Source organism: Bacillus thermozeamaize, from assembly GCA_002159075.1.
In the GTDB taxonomy this organism is placed as follows: Bacteria; Bacillota; Bacilli; order ZCTH02-B2; family ZCTH02-B2; genus Bacillus_BB; species Bacillus_BB thermozeamaize.
The window spans coordinates 1-15,848 of the sequence record LZRT01000074.1 but is presented as its reverse complement, the minus strand read 5'-3'; the positions used below and the strand labels follow the sequence as shown (position 1 = coordinate 15,848).

The following is a 15,848-nucleotide window of genomic DNA, read 5'->3' as shown; positions in this document are numbered from 1 at the left end:
AGTCACTTCGCATATTCCGCAGGCCTCCCCAGATAAGAGCGTCATCTTTCCGCCCGCGACCACCGGAGTTTACAGAATTAGCCCTTGGCGGCTTTGGATTTCGTTGTGTTTGGGCAACTCATCCGACTAACCCTGCCTCAAATCCGGTTCGTGTACCTTGGCCCGTGCGTTTGCCTCCGGCTTCCTTCAGATCCCGCCTCGCGGCAGGCACCCTTGCCTTTGGCTAATGGTAGGCGCTCGCCAGCCCCCATTCCGGACTTTCACCGTAGAGATGACGCCCATGCTGGGCGTACCAGAAAAAAAGAAGCCTTGAAAATCAAGGCTTCTCGGATTTTGTATGTATGGTGCGGTCGGCGAGACTCGAACTCGCATGGGCTTGCGCCCGCCACCCCCTCAAGATGGTGTGTCTGCCAATTCCACCACGACCGCATTCTGACACGGGGTTTCGCTGATGAGAACTGGTTTGGTGAGCCATGGAGGATTCGAACCTCCGACACCCTGATTAAAAGTCAGGTGCTCTACCTGCTGAGCTAATGGCTCATGGTGACCCGTAGGGGATTCGAACCCCTGTTACCTCCGTGAAAGGGAGGTGTCTTAACCACTTGACCAACGGGCCGATGTGTCGGAATCGATGCGTTCCGAACGCAGCGAACCCCGTTCAGACAGGAAAGATTATAGCCGAATCCCCCGCCCGAGGCAAGGGTTTTGGCGGATTTTCCAAATGAAATTCCCGCGGGCCGAACGCCCCGGGAATCGGATGGCGTTGGTAATGGCGGAGAGAGAGGGATTCGAACCCTCGCGGCTGTTACACCCTAGCGCTTTAGCAAAGCGCCCCCTTCATCCACTTGGGTACCTCTCCGCGCATTGGCTCCCCGAACAGGACTCGAACCTGTGACGCCTCGGTTAACAGCCGAGTGCTCTACCAGCTGAGCTATCGGGGAATGCGAAAAAAACTCCTAAAGAGACATGATTTAATGTAGCATGATCCATGCGGGAAGTCAAGGTCTGGAAGCATTTTCCAACGCCAGGAGCCGCAGGGTTCCGCCGCACCGGCCGCACCGGTACCGGCGCGGGTTCATGCGTTTTTTGCGCGGGTACCGCATGCCGCAGCCGCGGCATAACAGGAGGTAGCGGACGGGCAGCGTCCGTCGCGGGCCCGGCAGGGGCCGGCAGTACCGGCACGCGCCCACGGCCTTCATCAGGGCTTTGAAATCGGCATCGCGATGGCGGTATCCTTTGCCCTGAAGATGCAAATGATAATGGCACAGCTCATGTTTGATGATGCGCTCGGTTTCCTCCGGGCCGAAGGCGGCGAGCTGATGCGGGCTGATCTCGATGTCGTGGGTTTTCGCGAAATAGCGTCCCCCCGTCGCCCTGAGACGGGGATTGAAGGTCGCCCTGTGCAGGAACGGGCGGCCGAAAAAGGCCAGCGACACCCTTTCCACCCAGGCTTGAAGTTCTTCGTCGGTCACGGCTTCCCTCTCCCCTTCGAAACGCTTGTACGAACACTCTGCTTCGGGCCGGATGCGGCTTTCCCCCTTGAACGGCGGGGCGGCATGGGCTACACTGACACTGATGAACGATGGCCCGGCCGCCCGCGGCCGGATGTCCGGATCTTGGGCCCTGGGGGGGAATCGCGAAATGTCGGAATTGTCCTATGTCATCCTGCAGGAACCGGACGGCAGGGTCGTGTTCGTGGAAATGCCCGCCACGCACGCCTACCAGCTGAGCGCCTTGCTGATCAGGCTGCACAAGGAAGCGGTCAAGCTGACCGCCGACAACGTGCCCGCGCTGCCCCGGCCGCTGGCCGAGTGCCGGATGCTGGAAACCCTCGGCGACGTGGAGAAACCCGTCAGCGGGCTGGATTACGTCGGCAGGCTGGAGGAAGCGTTCGCGGCGGTCCGCGAGACGTCCTATCCGCTGATTTCCCTGCTCACCGAGATCCGCGCGCTGAAAGTGCAGCTGGAACACTGGATGGAAGAAGCCGGTTCCGCGTAATCGGGATCAAAGCGGGCGCATCAGGGCGGGCCGGGACGGATCGGAACCGCCCAAACCCGGTTCGCTGACGCCCAAGCCGTTTGGGACCTGCACGGCCTTTCGCCGGCCTCCATATGCTAATACTGCCCACCGAAGCCAACAGCACGCGTGGAGGGAGGACGAAAGCCATGCCGCAGTGGCTGTGCAACCAGCTCATGCGGGCTTTCCACAAGAAGGACGTAAACCAGATCAAAATGCTGAACGACTGCTGGTTTTTCTACCGCAACCGCGGGTCGGTCCGGGCGGGGTCGGATCGCGAGGCGAACCAAAACCAGCCCTGAAGGCGGACCGCCCGGGGCACCGATCCCGACACGGACGCTCTGGACCCCGATCCCCGACACGCACCTCCGGGACACCGATCCCGACGATCGGCGTACCGGCCCCGACACGGTCGTTCAGGACACCGGTCCCCGCATGGTCAGTCCGACCCGCCCTCTTTTCACGTCCACGTCCAGCACCCACACCGTCACCGTGTCCCCCACCGTCACCACTTCACTTGGATGCTTGATGTACCGGTCGCTCATTTGCGAAATGTGGACAAGCCCGTCGTTTTTGATGCCGATGTCGACGAACGCCCCGAAATCGACCACGTTGCGCACCGTTCCCTTGAGTTCCATGCCCGGCTTCAAATCCTCGATGTCGAGCACGTCGGTGCGGAAAATCGGCGGCGGCAGATCTTCCCTCGGGTCCCGTCCGGGTCGCCGCAGGCTGTCCAGGATGTCCCGCAGCGTGGGTTCTCCGACGCCCAGGCGCGGCGCCAGCGCCGCCGGATCGACCTCCGTCAGGCGCTCCCGGCAGGCGGGCGTGCCGATGTCGTCCAGGGACAGGCCCAGCTCGGCGAACAGCCGCTCCACCACCCCGTAGGATTCCGGGTGGATTGGCGTTTTATCCAGCGGGTTGTCGCCGTCGGGGATGCGCAGGAACCCCGCGCACTGCTCGAACGTTTTGGCGCCGAGGCGCGGCACCTCCCGCAGCTGCTCCCGGTTCCGGAATTTCCCCCGCTCTTCCCGGAATTTGACGATGTTCTTGGCCAGGGCAGTATTGATCCCGGACACATAAGCGAGCAGCGACGGGGAGGCGGTGTTCACGTCCACGCCGACGTGGTTGACGGCCGACTCCACCACGTCGGCTAGGCTTTCCTCCAGCCGCTTCTGCGACACGTCGTGCTGGTATTGCCCGACGCCGATGGACTTCGGCTCGATTTTCACAAGCTCCGCCAGCGGGTCCTGCAGGCGGCGGGCGATGGACACGGCGCTGCGCTCGGCCACGTCCAGCTCCGGAAACTCCTCCTTCGCCAGTTCGGAAGCGGAATAGACGCTGGCGCCGGCTTCGCTCACCATTACGTATCGCAAGCCCCGCTCCGGCATGCCGCGGATGAGCTCCGCGACGAACAGCTCCGTCTCCCGCGACGCGGTGCCGTTGCCGATGGCGATGAGATCGACGCCGTGCTTTTCGATCAGGCGGCGGAACACTTCCGCCGCTTCCGCCTTGCGGTTGTGCGGCGGCGTCGGATACGCCACCGCCGTCTCCAGGAGCTTGCCGGTTTCGTCCACGACGGCCAGCTTGCAGCCGGTCCGGTAGGCCGGGTCCACGCCGAGCACCACATGGCCCTTCACGGGCGGCTGCAGCAGAAGATGCCGCAGATTCTCCGCAAAAACGCCGATCGCCTTCTCTTCCGCCTTCTCCGTCAGCTCCGCGCGGATTTCCCGCTCCACGGACGGCGCGATCAGTCGCCGGTACGCATCCTCCAAGGCCCTGACCAAAATCTCCCGCGTGGCCGACGGGCCCCGGATCACCCGTTTCTTGAGCCCGTCCAGCGCCTCCTCCGGCACCGCGATGCCGACCGCCAGCACCCCTTCCCGCTCGCCCCGGTTGATCGCCAGCACGCGGTGCGGCGGAATGCGCCGGACCGCCTCCTCGAAGGCGTAGTACATTTCGTACACGGACGGTTGCTCCGGATCCTTGGCGCGGCTTTGCAGCACGCCGCGTTCCCAGGTGAACCGGCGCACCCACCCGCGGATGGCGGCGTCGTCGGACCAGTCTTCGGCCAGGATGTCCATTGCCCCCTGCAGGGCGTCTTCCGCCGAGGCCACCCCTTTTTCTTCATTGATATATTTTGCGGCTTCCGCCAAGGGGTCGCCCTCCGCCGGCTGCCCGAGCAGCCACTTGGCCAAAGGCTCCAGCCCGCGCTCGCGGGCGACGCTCGCCCGCGTCTTCCGCTTCTGGCGATAGGGCCGGTAAAGATCCTCCACTTCCTGCAGCTTGACCGCCTTCAGGATCGCCTCCCGGAGCTCGTCCGTGAGCTTGCCCTGTTCGCCGATCAGGCGGATCACTTCCGCCTTGCGCTCCTCCAGCTGCCGCAAATAGGCCAGCCGGTCGCGGATGGCGCGCAGCCGCGTCTCGTCCAGCTCGCCGGTCATCTCCTTGCGGTAGCGGGCGATGAACGGGATGGTGTTGCCGTCCGCGAGCAGCCCGTCCACCACGCGGACTTGCCGGATTTGAAGGCCAAGCTCCTCCGCGACAAGGCGGTACAGCCTTTCTGCATCGAAGGCCGTCGCGGGGGCGGATGGTTCCGGTGAAGAACGGGGATGTTCCGCCGGAGGCGCCGGCGCTTCCGATGCGGACGATTGTTCCTGCAAAGCCGTGGGTTTATCCGTCATGCCGGTTTCTCTCCTTGCCACAAAAAAAGAAGCCTTGACTTCCGCCCGCACGGGCGGCCTGGCTCTGCTGCCGTCCACGCCGCGGCAACCTTGCGCACGGCGTCCGTATATGTTTTTCGGCGCGCCGTACACCGGCGGCGCCCATCGGCGTCAGAAGTCGATCAGCCCGAGGCTGATTTGCAGCGCTTCGTCCACCTTGCGCATCGTTTCCTCGTCCAGATGCGTGATCTTGTCCGTAAGGCGCTGTTTGTCGATGGTGCGGATTTGCTCCAGGAGGATGACCGAATCCTTTTCCAGACCGTGTTTTTTCGCTTCGATTTCCACATGGGTGGGAAGCTTGGCCTTCTGGATCTGGGCGGTGATGGCGGCCACGATGACGGTCGGGCTGAACCGGTTCCCGATGTCGTTCTGGATCACCAGAACGGGACGCACGCCTCCCTGTTCCGAACCGACGACAGGTGACAGATCCGCAAAAAACACGTCCCCGCGCTTGACGATCAAAGGCTACACCCCGCTTACCAGACGTTCGAGGGTGGTTTCCGCATCCCCTTCCGCGTGGATCGCTTCGGAAGCCATATGCAGGTTGATCTTCGCCATTTCCATGTAGCCGCGTTGCATGGCCTCGCGGATCATCCGTTTTTTGCGTTCGCTCAGATAATATCGCATCGCCTGCCGGATGATTTCGCTCCGGTTCGTCTTTTCCCTGGCGACCAAGGAATCCACTTCCTGCAGCAGTTGATCCGGCAGACTGATCATGATCCGCTTCGTTTGCGAATTAACCAACTCTGTTACACCTCCAGCGATTTTCCAGCGCGATCATCTTTTCCCAGTATTCCGTTCTTTCAGCCAATTATTCGACTTCAAGCCCGCGGGAACCAACATACTTAATTCGATTCCCCCGGCACAAATCCTTCCTGGTGAAAACAAAGAAAATCCTCAGAAAATCCGTGGCTCCCGCGCAAACACAAGGCCCGCGGCGTCAGTCCAACAGGGGATTGACCACCGACACGATTCGACCCTGCTTGACATAGACGCGCGGCACCCGGGCCGTCACCATGCAGACCACTTCGTAATGGATGGTGCCGAGCTTCGCCGCCAGCTCGCCGGCGGTGATGGTTTCGCCGCCCTGCCGGCCGATCAGCACCACTTCCTCGCCGGGAGCGACCGGCGGCTCGCCGGGCCCTTCCGCCGGGTCGAGGCGAATCATGCACTGGTCCATGCAGATGGTGCCCACCACCGGCACCCGGCGGCCGCGCACGAGCGCCTCCGCCTTGCCCGTGAGCATCCGGCTGAATCCGTCCGCGTAGCCCACCGGCAGTGTGCCGATGCGTTCCGTGCCGCCGGTCCGGTAGCGGATGCCGTAGCTTACGCCTTCGCCCGGCGGCATCGTCTTCACCTGCACGATCCGCGTCTTCAGGGTCATCACAGGCTCCAGCGGCACCCGTTCGCGTCGCACCTCTTCGCTGGGGTACAGACCGTACAAACCGATGCCCAGCCGCAGCATGCCGCCCACGAGATCGGGCAGATCAATCCCCGCGGCGCTGTTGCCCATATGAAAGATGTGCGGGGGCAGTCCGTGGCGCCGGACGTAGTCCACCACCCGCGCAAACCGTTCCGCCTGCATTTTCGCATAGGTTTTGTCCGCTTCGTCCGCCGTCGCGTAGTGGGTGTACACGCCCTCCACTTCCAGCTGCGGCAGGGCGCAGGCCTTTTCCAGAAACCGCTCGGCCTCCCCGCCCGGGCGGACGCCGATCCGGCCCATGCCGGTGTCGACCTTCACGTGCACTTTCAGCTTCGGACCGCCCGCCGGCAGCGATTCGGCCGCCTGCAACAGGTCTTCCCGAAACAGCGTCAGCGTGACGCCATGCTCCCGCGCCGGCCGGAATCCTTCCGGCGGCGTATAGCCCAGCACCAGGATGGGCGCCGTTACGCCGGCCTTCCGGAGATACAGCGCCTCGTCCAGAAACGCCACGCCCAGATAGTCGACGCCCGCCGCCACGGCTTCCCTGGCGACCTCCAGCGATCCGTGCCCGTAGGCGTTGGCTTTCACCGACGCGAGCAGCTTCGTGCCCGCCGGCAAGGCGTTTCGGAAAGCCCGGATGTTGTGCGCCAGCGCGTCCAGGGAAATCTCCGCCACGGTCGGACGGTAGCCAATGAACACGAACCCGTCACCTTCTTTGCCCGATATCGTAATGTTACCGGGTGGCCGGGAACGTGTCAATGCGAAACCATGGGAAGCGATCGGGCGATCCGGAGCGCCGCCCGCGCCGCCGTTATTTCCCGGACGCCTCCGCCATCGACTGGGCGATCCGGACCATTTCGTCGTCCGGCAGGGTGGCGCTCGTCAGCCGGTATTCCACGCCGTCGTAGCTCCAGGCAAGGGTGCGCACGTCGTACCCGCTCAGATGCCCGACGGTAAAGCCCAGATCCAATACGATGCCTTCCTGGGCGATGGCTTCCCGCGCGTCCTGGATCGTTTCCAGAATGGTAAAATCGTACGTTCCGGTGTAGCGGAGCATGACGCCGGTCTTGTCGCCGAGGCGCACTTCGCTGACGTCCTTCAGCACGACCCCTTCCGGCAGCGCTTCCGGCTCGATGACCACCAGTTGCTGAACCTGGCCGGCCGGGCTCGCCGAAGAAGGTTCGCTTTCCGCCTCCGGAGATTCGCCTTCGCCCGCCGCACCCGGCTCTTCCGCGGCCGGCGTTTCCTCCGCGGCCGAAGGTTCCTCTGCGGCCGGGGCGTCGCCCGTGCCCGACGGCTCTTCCGACGCCTGGCCGTCCTTCCCCGCGTCCGCCGTTCCGGCGCCCCGGGAAAGGTTTTGTTCCGTATCGAAGGCCGACTTGTCGAACTTGGCGCCGAACTCGAAGGTGTCAAAATCCACCTCGACCATCAGGTTGCCGCTGGCGTCCGTCACTTCCACGTGCTTCGGCGCGAAATTGTCTTTGTCCAGCCAGATTTTCTGCCTCGCGAACGAACCGTTCTGATAGTTCGAGGCCATCACGTCGAAGATGTAGGCGTCATTCTGTTTGACGAACTGCCGGGAGTTGTCGAGCAGGATGCTCTTGGCCAGCGTCTGATAGAGATACACCTGTCCCTGATTCTCCGGCCAGTCGCTCTGGAAGCGGAAGCTCTTGTTGAGGCTCGGGGTGAGCACGAACACGCCGTCGTCGTTGCGCAGGACGATCTGCGTGACGTCCCGCTTGGCATTGGTCAGCGCGATGCGGTAATAATGAGGCTTCTGGTACCAGACGTCCACCTTGTACTCCAGCGGCTGCTGGCCCGTATGCAGCACCATTCTTCCGCTGCCCCGGTAGCTTTCCAGTTTGCTCATGGTTTTGTCCAGATCTTTCACGACCGAATCGGCGCTTTTGCCTCCGCAGCCGGTCAGGACGGCGGCAATGAGGACGATGGCGGCGGCGATGACCGGCACTCGACGCATGAGATCGATCCCTCCACATCCGCATGGTTTTGATGCTTCATGTCTATGAGGGGACTTGGCCGAATATGCGGACTAGATTGACGAGCTTGGAGCAGCGCTAAAGGAAGGCGTCACGGCAGGCGATTGCCTGTATATGCCCGGAAAAACTCCCGAAATACACGCCGAAAACCCGCGCTGAACGCCCTTTCACCCCCTGCCTTGCAAACACGGCGCAAACAACGGCGAGGCGAAATCGTTTACAACCACCCCATGAGCCGAGCGTGCGTTTGTATGGCCGGGCATGGAAAAAGGGAACCCGCAAAGGGTTCCCCTTTTCGTTGCATGAACATACGTTTGTGATTCATCGAACAAATCAGGATATGGAAAAGGATACAAAAAACGAGGAAAATCATCCGAGAGGTACAGATTCACAACGTCAATCCTGAACGGTTTCCTGCAAATCCTGATTCTGGAATTCCAGCAAAAATTCTCTTATCTCATCAGGCAGTTGATTCCATTGTTCCGCCCTTTTCGCATTCGCCTTTTCTTGCATTTCCTTTATGGCATTCAGTAAATCATAAAACCCTCTCTGGCTCTTTTCATCGACGTGGCCGCTGAACCAGAAACGTTGGGTTTCTCCCCTCTTGTAGGAGAACGATTCATAGTAGGATCTGGCCTTGATCCCATACCGGCTGGCATTGTCGGGATGGACGGTAAAGAAATGTCCGTAGCCAAACACCGTTCTGAAAGATCGTTCTTGATCATACAGCGCGATCACGTCTTCAATGGCCAATTCATCCACTTCTGATGTGAACGAAAGATCCGTAAACGTAAAGATAAAATCGTTCAAATCTTCATATTGTAAAAATGCTTTTCGCACAAAATCGCTTCTTTTTTCAAGCATGAATTCCGGATTCAGAAACATCGGCGCATAGACCCCGTACAAGTTCCCCTCGTTATCGATCTTGGCCAGGATCATTCGATGGATATGAAACGTTCCCCAGCCTTCATATACGATATCCTCCCTCAAAGGAACATCAAAAACGAGAACTCTGTCAGGAGAATAAAACACAAAATCCGTAAACGAGACGGCATTCGTTCCATACAGCCCTACTTCACGAAGTTCGTTCAATTCCCGGAATTCCTTGGCTGCCCGCCCCTGTACCTTGTCAAAGCGGTGCAGAATGGCGGCGATTTCGCTTCGTTTGGTCAGTTCGCCGGGACGAAAGCTGCCGTCTGGAAACCCTTTCATGATTCCCGTTCCATATACAATAGACACGTGCGGATAGGATTCCGGAGGCAGCCCTCCTTTGTAATATTCCGCTACAGGCACCAATGTATCCTTCGTATCCCACATGGCCTCGGCAAAATCCTCCCGGGCGGCTGCCAGCCCATTCGCCAGCCATTCGGCGATTTCCAATCGGGTCATGGGCCGATCCGGCTCGAACCTTGTCCCATATTTCTCTGCGGGTACAAACCCGAGCGCTATTGCCCGGGCGATCGCCCCCCGCGCCCAATGCCCTTCCGGAACATCCCCAAATGGAACATCAACGTTTTCCTTTATGTTTTTGTGCTTCGCCGCTCTGCTCAACAGAGAGGCGAACTCCGCTCTCGTCACCTGATTGTCCGGCCGGAAAGTTCCATCCGGATAACCGACAATGTAGCCTTTTTGCACCGCTTCCGCCACTTCTGGCGCCGCCCAGTGAGACGCAGGCAAATCGCGGAAAATCCGAACGCCGTCGGACTGCGCCGAAGTCGTTGCCGGAATCAGGAAAAACAGCAGCAGACACTTGGCCAATATCCCCATTTTCCTCAATTTCAGAAACCTCCCATCGAAAAGGAACGAGTGTGACCGGACCTTTTCATGTCGTGTCCTGACACACTCGGTCTTTTTTTTCGTATTTTTCAGGCACTATCATATCATTGCTGCAATCTTGAGCGCTGTGTCTCATTTCGGACTGTTTTTGTATCCTGTTCCACATCTTGTTTATTGAATGAATCACAAACATATGTTCCGATTAGACGGATGTGAGATCATATCTGTAAGTGCTGTGCCATTTCCTGTCCAGATCGGTCTCCTTCTGAACGCCGGCCAATTGCTGCAGCGTTTTCAAATCTGTAATGTAGATGAACCTGTTATGGATAACAATCAACTTGTCATTTTGGAATTCTTGCAGGATTTTGGCGAGAGATTCCCGGCTGGCCCCAATCATGCTTGCCATGTGCTGCTGCGTAATTTTCCATTTGATGTGCAGGCCTTTTTCCGAGGGAACCCCAAAATTTTCGTACAAATCAAGCAACAGATTCGCCACTCGAACCCTGATGTCCAAAAATGCCAAATATTCGAGCTTTCTGTCCGCCTGGATCAATCGTTCACTTAGTATATAAATGGTTTTCCACAAAATTTCGGGATAAAGCTTCGCAAGTTCCAGCAATTCGTTGCGTTTGATCATCCACAGGACGGATGGCTCAAGGGTCGCTACCGAAGCGCTTCGGCGGTTGTCATAGTGAAACATTTCCAGTTCTCCGACCACTTCGCCTGGAAACTGGTGTCCCAGAACAATTTCCTACTCATCTCTTTGGCGGAAAATTTTCAATACTCCGGACTTTACGATATACATTTCATTGCCTTCATCGCCGTGAAAGTACAAAATTTGCCCCTTGGGGTATTTCCGCTCCACAAACAGGGTTTCCACGTACTCTCTGTGGTGGTCTGCAATCATGCCTTGAAAAAATGGGGTGTCCAGTACTGAAGAGTACATGCCGCTTCCTCCTCATTTTTTCAATAACACAGTACGTATAACGACTATTCTACCTAATCATCCAAATTCTTTCATCAATTGTTTTAGCCCCCTAGACCGCTTGGACATTATCGTTACTCCTAGATACACTAAATGCAGATGGAGGGACGAGATGAAGCGACGGTTTCGGTGTCCTGAGGACGGCCGGTCATCATGTACTTGCTCTCTACCCAATCCGGCCGTCAACACGTTGACCGCTTCTTCGTCCGGCTCCTCATCGAGATTGACGGTCCAAACCCGCGGAAAATACGAAGGGTTTGCGACATTTTGCCACTCAAAACGTTTGCTCTGTCCGTCGATTCGAACCGTGATGACGGCGGGGAACCGCTGTGGCTGTTTCGGCCGGATTCATCCTCCTTGCCTCTCTTGCCCCGCCTGGCGCATGATGAACGGGATGTCGGGTTCACGTTCGCCAATCCGGAGGAAACGTCGGCGCTGTTGGGAACACGCCCCGGATCGGAGCGGGAAGAATTGACCGTCATCGTGGGAATCGACGATTATCTCAGCAACGATCAGGAGAAAGAAGTGTATCATTCAGCCCGGTTGCCAAACGTATTTTTCCCGCTGTCCGACGGGCAGGACGTTGCAAACTCCGCGTCGCGGGCGGACCCCCCTGCAGGCTGCCGATGATGCGTTTCCAACTGCTTATCGGTCAAAATCATTTGAAGTGCAATTCGCTCAAAGAACCGTTCCCCAGGCATCGGGTATATTGGAAAATTTCCGCTTCGATGGTGACGGTATCGGCCGGAACCGGCTCCTGGATGACGGCGGCTTTCAGCTTCAACCCCGGCATGTCCGCGGGCTGTTCCGGCCGGACGATGAATCCCATGGCGCGGCTTCCGTGCGCGGGCTTCGCATCCAGGAACGATCTGGAATAAAACTGCACGGCCATATCATCCTCGCATTCGTATTCCACCACGGGGAAATACATGCCTCTGGGGCAGATTTCCGGGAGATATTGCTCGCACTCCCATCTTGCCCGGGCGATTTCCTCGGGAGTCCTTTGCTCCCAAAGAACCGGGTCCGCAAAAATGTTCTCCATCTCCTCCCATACATCAAGCAAATACACCCGGTGTATCCGAATCCAGTGTTCCTCGCCGGCAACCGCATCCCGAAAAACGATCGGATCGGGGTAATGGTCGCCAACGGTCAAGGTGACGGGTTTCTCCACTTGATACGTCACCTGGCGCGGCCACATCAGAACACGCATCTCCGGATTCGGGCCGAAATCCGGAATGACGGGATAGTCACCTTCCAGCTTCAAGCCGGCCAGGAACAACAGATCAATACGCCGATCATCCATATCATCCGAACGCCATCCCTGGTTCAGGAACCGGACCATGAGCAGCAGATGTTCCCAGTCCTGTTTGTCCAGACGCCGGCATTCCGAACTGTGCACTTCAAATTCTTTTTCGCCGATGAAGACTTTATGAACGGTCTGGAGGGGAAGGACCGGACCGTTCGTTCTGTCGCTGCGCAGGAGCGTCCTGTTCGTCTCGGGCCTGCCCGGAGCGCCGGACCATTCGGACGCTTCATCTTCCTCCATGTTCTGCCGAAACCGCTCGTCATATTGCAATGCCATCAACAACATTTCCTTACCGCGGCGCACCAGTCCCATCACATGGCAGACGACGCCGTCCGCCTCGCCGCTTTTTCCGATTACCTTAATTTCGTCGATTCCGGACAAAACGTTGCGCATATATCGGATATTCATGCGATCGCTCCTTGTCTGCGGTTGATTCCGGAAGCGTTCACGGAATGCCCGCGCGAGATGAGCGGCGGACCGACTCCGCAATTCCGTCCAATTGAACGGCGAATTCCCGATTCAAATCCAACATTTTGATCATGATCTTGTTGCCGCTGATCGTGAATGCACAGTCGGGAACGAACGCTTCATCCGTCCTGGCGTAGAGCAGCATCCCCGCCACGTTGCCCATCCCGTGTTTGTCCTGATTTTTGACATATGTGAAGATCTGGTACAGGTTACCGGAATGAAGCGTCCTGCGGTCAAAGCGTTCCCGTGTCATGCGGGAATAGTATTTCGTATCGATAATCAGGGTGTTGCCGCCTTGCCTCAGGGTCACATCCGTCTGCATGACCGGAAGAAGTTCGCTGCCTTCGCCTTCGACGTTCCATGGTACTTGGGAAGCCGCCGGCCCGAGATCGGGATGATGATACCGGAAATATTCCAGCACGAATTTCTCATACAGCGCGGACATCTCCTGATCATCCAGGAATGACGCCATCTTGTCGTTTCCCTCGTCCGTCGCAAGCAGCAGCCCGCGGAGATAAAACGGCAGATGTTCATCAGAAATTCATAGTTGGCATTGTACCGGTGATAATGAAGCCGGTTCCACGGGATGCGGGACGGGTCCGGCGCATCGACCCGGCCAAACCGCAGCATCAGTTGCTTCAGCGCTTTGCCGCGTTCCGGGCTTACGCCGGAATGTTTCAGCAGCAGGAACATGGTTCTCCGACAATTCGTCGTATTCGCAAACCAACTGCCGCCTACCTTTCAGCCGGTTTTGCACGGTTTCGCGGAGCTCAAGTTTTCCGCGAAGCGTTTGAAGAGGCTCTCGTTCCGCGGCATATTCCCGATACATACCGCGTTTCAGTTGCTCCGCAACGCCATGGGTGAACATCGCCGCCATCAGATCATGGATATTGTCAAATTCTTCTGCCGCGAGTTTCTCCATCGCGGATAGCTTCAAAGCCCGAAAGGCATAAGCCATCATGTAGTAAATATTCTTGATGAGGACTTTGTGGTCACCGCCCATCGAAGACACACCGGAGCCGGTTCTCCCAACGCTGCAAGACGTCCGGATCGTCAAACCAATATTCCCCCAGCAAGGGGAGAATATCGTACTCCACGACTTCCCTCAGCCAGTCCTCCGTACATGCCTCCTGACCACAGAAATAACTGTGTCCGATGCGGAAGCCCCTGCCCAAGGATCCCAATGTTCCCGGAAATGTTTGACCGCTTCCCATTTGTAACGTTCGTTCTTCCAATGGCGGGCAAAATCCCGCTTGTAGAGATCAAGCGCTTCCTTCAGTCGGTCAAGATCGATCATATCCCCGAAACCTCCGAAGCCTGATTCGCATTTGAAACCATTATCATCCGAAACTTCCCAGTGTTCAAGCCTCCCGGTGGTTCGCTGCGACGCTGGCCAACTTGGCATTCCCGCAATACAGCGGCACCGCGCTGCAGGGACGGCAGTGCGTTTCCGGAAAAGGCGCAGTAACTCCAAGTAAAGTCTCAGTAAAGCCGCAGGGCGGTCTCGGCTTCGGCGGGAGCGAAACGCAGTAAACGTAGTAAACGCAGTAAATCCCGAAATACATATCCCTTTACAAAAATACACGCACATATGCATGTATGTATGTTTATATTTATCCTGAATTTCGAAAGTAAAACTCTTTTAAAAACATAGCTGTGTTTTGGTTCATTGTTGAAAAATTGCGTTATACGAACGAATGTTCTATACTGTTAATAAGAACATTTATTCGTAGAGGTGTGCGATGGACTTCAAAGATATTACGCGTCTTCTGCAGAGCCTTTCCCCGGCCGATCGCAAGAAAGTGCATTTGATGCTTTCCAAAGAGTTCGATGCAGCAGAGTCGGCCGCTTCACGGTTGATTGAAGAGATCCGCGAACAGAAGCACAAAGCAGGTTTTACCTGTCCGCATTGCGGTCACCACAAGGCGATCCGGAACGGCACTTTCCAGTCGCCTTACGGCGGATCACGGGTGACCCGCCAGCGATACCTGTGCAAGCATTGCGGGAAAACGTTCAACGACCTCACCGGCACGCCAATGCACCGCAGTCGCAACAAGGAATTGTGGGTGTCCTACATCGGGCTGATGCTGGAAGGCCACTCCCTGCGCAAATGCGCCGGGATCCTGGGCGTACGGCATGAGCGGTTGTTCTACTGGCGGCACAAGGTACTGACCGCTCTCAAGAAAATGGAGTCCGTCCCCCCTTTCGAGGGCATTGTGGAGATGGATGAAACGTATTTTGCCTACTCCGAGAAGGGTTCCCGTAAAGTGGAAAAGCCTCGCAAACGCGGCGGTGTTTCCAAACGCGGCATCAGCGATCAACTCGTCTGTGTGCTGGTGGTCCAGGACCGGACGAAACAAACCTTCAGCAAGGCGATATGCCGTGGTCGGATCTTGACCCGCCATCTGGAAGAGCACATTGCATCCCGGATCTCCAGGCAGAACATCCTTTGTACCGACGCCTGGCGAGCATTCAAGACATTTGCATCGAAGAGAGGCATTGCGCATTATCGTTTCAAATCGACCGAATCCAAACGAGTGAAAGGCGTATACCACATCCAGAATGTGAACAACTACCATTCACTCTACAAACGTTGGCTTAGCCGGTTTGCCGGCGTTGCCAGCAAGTACATGGACAACTATCTTGCATGGTTCAAGTTCCTCCAGGAGAACAAAGAACTTTCCAGACAAGCGCTGATCCGATCCATGTTTGTGGCCGCATGCACGCCCAGCACGTTTGAGACCGAAACCAGTCTGCGACGAGCACAGTTTGCCACCTAACCCCAAGGAACAAGAAAAACAACAGCAAACCTAAACACAGCTAAAAACATAAAAAGGGCTCCTATTCTTTGGTAGAATGGTGTTTGACGAAAAAAACCCAGCCAAAGAAAGGAGCACCTTTAAGGTGAAGTCTACCACACCCGTCAGCAAAATCAAGACAGAATTTTCCCTGCGACATGCGACCAGTTTCGGAGGCGCCAAAATCTTTCTGGAATACCTCGAGAAAATCAAGCTCGCCAAGGCGCTGCAGGGGCTATCGTTTGCGAAGGCAAACAACTCGTTGTTTCCCCTCTACCGCATCCTGCTGTATCTCATTGTCGGCTGGGTGCTCGGCTGCCAGCGGCTCTTTCATTTTCGCAAGTTGCAATATGATCCGC

The 15,848-nt window shown here is 57.5% G+C and carries 14 protein-coding genes, 5 tRNA genes and 2 pseudogenes; 4 read left to right on the top strand and 17 right to left on the bottom strand.

Annotated elements, in window-relative coordinates:
* Positions 1 to 342: 342 nt before the first annotated feature.
* The 6 genes from BAA01_00735 to BAA01_00710 form a co-directional block, all read right to left on the bottom strand.
* Positions 343 to 429: transfer RNA gene (locus BAA01_00735), tRNA-Leu, on the bottom strand.
* 35 nt (positions 430 to 464) lie between these two features.
* Positions 465 to 540: transfer RNA gene (locus BAA01_00730), tRNA-Lys, on the bottom strand.
* A gap of 1 nt (position 541) precedes the next feature.
* A tRNA-Glu gene (locus tag BAA01_00725) sits at positions 542 to 616 on the bottom strand.
* Positions 617 to 770: 154 nt separating this feature from the next.
* Positions 771 to 859 (bottom strand) — tRNA-Ser (locus tag BAA01_00720).
* 6 nt (positions 860 to 865) lie between these two features.
* Positions 866 to 941, bottom strand: a tRNA-Asn gene (locus BAA01_00715).
* 57 nt (positions 942 to 998) lie between these two features.
* Entirely contained in the window at positions 999 to 1,472 is a 474-nt protein-coding gene (locus BAA01_00710) for a SprT family protein (protein ID OUM87524.1), read from the bottom strand.
* Between the two features lie 169 nt (positions 1,473 to 1,641).
* Here BAA01_00710 and BAA01_00705 point away from each other — a divergent pair, with 169 nt between their 5' ends.
* Positions 1,642 to 1,998 carry a hydrolase/acyltransferase gene (locus tag BAA01_00705; protein OUM87526.1) on the top strand — a complete coding sequence of 119 codons (357 nt, stop codon included), beginning with the start codon at positions 1,642 to 1,644 and terminating at the stop codon, positions 1,996 to 1,998.
* Between the two features lie 434 nt (positions 1,999 to 2,432).
* On the opposite strand, the gene BAA01_00700 is transcribed toward BAA01_00705, so the two are convergent.
* From BAA01_00700 to BAA01_00665, 8 genes are all read right to left on the bottom strand, one after another.
* Positions 2,433 to 4,571 (bottom strand): RNA-binding transcriptional accessory protein, encoded by a 2,139-nt coding sequence (locus BAA01_00700; GenBank protein ID OUM87525.1) that lies wholly within the window; start codon positions 4,569 to 4,571, stop codon positions 2,433 to 2,435.
* 276 nt (positions 4,572 to 4,847) lie between these two features.
* Entirely contained in the window at positions 4,848 to 5,198 is a 351-nt protein-coding gene (locus BAA01_00695; GenBank protein ID OUM87523.1) for a PemK family transcriptional regulator, read from the bottom strand.
* Between the two features lie 3 nt (positions 5,199 to 5,201).
* Positions 5,202 to 5,480 carry an antitoxin gene (locus BAA01_00690; protein ID OUM87522.1) on the bottom strand — a complete coding sequence of 93 codons (279 nt, stop codon included), beginning with the start codon at positions 5,478 to 5,480 and terminating at the stop codon, positions 5,202 to 5,204.
* Between the two features lie 196 nt (positions 5,481 to 5,676).
* A complete protein-coding gene (locus BAA01_00685; protein OUM87521.1) occupies positions 5,677 to 6,858 on the bottom strand; it encodes an alanine racemase in 1,182 nt (393 codons plus the stop codon).
* A gap of 112 nt (positions 6,859 to 6,970) precedes the next feature.
* Positions 6,971 to 8,137, bottom strand: a complete 1,167-nt coding sequence (locus tag BAA01_00680; GenBank protein OUM87520.1) for a DUF4367 domain-containing protein — start codon at positions 8,135 to 8,137, stop codon at positions 6,971 to 6,973.
* 415 nt (positions 8,138 to 8,552) lie between these two features.
* The gene (locus BAA01_00675; GenBank protein ID OUM87519.1) at positions 8,553 to 9,914 is read right to left on the bottom strand and encodes a hypothetical protein; all 1,362 of its coding nucleotides are present in this window, start codon (positions 9,912 to 9,914) and stop codon (positions 8,553 to 8,555) included.
* Between the two features lie 220 nt (positions 9,915 to 10,134).
* Complete coding sequence (locus BAA01_00670) at positions 10,135 to 10,650, bottom strand: hypothetical protein (GenBank protein OUM87518.1); 516 nt, start codon at positions 10,648 to 10,650, stop codon at positions 10,135 to 10,137.
* 33 nt (positions 10,651 to 10,683) lie between these two features.
* Positions 10,684 to 10,878 (bottom strand): hypothetical protein, encoded by a 195-nt coding sequence (locus BAA01_00665; GenBank protein ID OUM87517.1) that lies wholly within the window; start codon positions 10,876 to 10,878, stop codon positions 10,684 to 10,686.
* 306 nt (positions 10,879 to 11,184) lie between these two features.
* Here BAA01_00665 and BAA01_00660 point away from each other — a divergent pair, with 306 nt between their 5' ends.
* The gene (locus tag BAA01_00660; GenBank protein OUM87516.1) at positions 11,185 to 11,547 is read left to right on the top strand and encodes a hypothetical protein; all 363 of its coding nucleotides are present in this window, start codon (positions 11,185 to 11,187) and stop codon (positions 11,545 to 11,547) included.
* 28 nt (positions 11,548 to 11,575) lie between these two features.
* Here the strand turns inward: BAA01_00660 and BAA01_00655 are convergent, their stop codons facing one another.
* The 3 genes and pseudogenes from BAA01_00655 to BAA01_00645 all read right to left on the bottom strand — a co-directional run bounded on the left by BAA01_00655 (position 11,576) and on the right by BAA01_00645 (position 13,988).
* The gene (locus tag BAA01_00655) at positions 11,576 to 12,631 is read right to left on the bottom strand and encodes a hypothetical protein (protein OUM87515.1); all 1,056 of its coding nucleotides are present in this window, start codon (positions 12,629 to 12,631) and stop codon (positions 11,576 to 11,578) included.
* 37 nt (positions 12,632 to 12,668) lie between these two features.
* Positions 12,669 to 13,694 (bottom strand): annotated as a pseudogene (locus tag BAA01_00650) (hypothetical protein).
* Between the two features lie 102 nt (positions 13,695 to 13,796).
* Positions 13,797 to 13,988, bottom strand: a complete 192-nt coding sequence (locus BAA01_00645; GenBank protein OUM87514.1) for a hypothetical protein — start codon at positions 13,986 to 13,988, stop codon at positions 13,797 to 13,799.
* A 445-nt stretch (positions 13,989 to 14,433) separates the two neighbouring features.
* Between BAA01_00645 and BAA01_00640 the strand changes: the two genes are divergently transcribed.
* Both BAA01_00640 and BAA01_00635 read left to right on the top strand, forming a co-directional pair.
* On the top strand, positions 14,434 to 15,471 hold the full coding sequence (locus BAA01_00640) for a hypothetical protein (GenBank protein OUM87513.1): 1,038 nt from the start codon (positions 14,434 to 14,436) through the stop codon (positions 15,469 to 15,471).
* A gap of 124 nt (positions 15,472 to 15,595) precedes the next feature.
* Positions 15,596 to 15,848: pseudogene (locus tag BAA01_00635) on the top strand (transposase).

Excerpts from the sequence above, each read along its gene's own strand:
- BAA01_00665 (OUM87517.1), bottom strand. The coding sequence starts at position 10,878 with ATGTACTCTTCAGTACTGGACACCCCATTTTTTCAAGGCATGATTGCA.
- BAA01_00705 (OUM87526.1), top strand. The coding sequence starts at position 1,642 with ATGTCGGAATTGTCCTATGTCATCCTGCAGGAACCGGACGGCAGGGTC.
- BAA01_00680 (OUM87520.1), bottom strand. The coding sequence starts at position 8,137 with ATGCGTCGAGTGCCGGTCATCGCCGCCGCCATCGTCCTCATTGCCGCC.
- BAA01_00640 (OUM87513.1), top strand. The coding sequence starts at position 14,434 with ATGGACTTCAAAGATATTACGCGTCTTCTGCAGAGCCTTTCCCCGGCC.
- BAA01_00655 (OUM87515.1), bottom strand. The coding sequence starts at position 12,631 with ATGAATATCCGATATATGCGCAACGTTTTGTCCGGAATCGACGAAATT.
- BAA01_00645 (OUM87514.1), bottom strand. The coding sequence starts at position 13,988 with ATGATCGATCTTGACCGACTGAAGGAAGCGCTTGATCTCTACAAGCGG.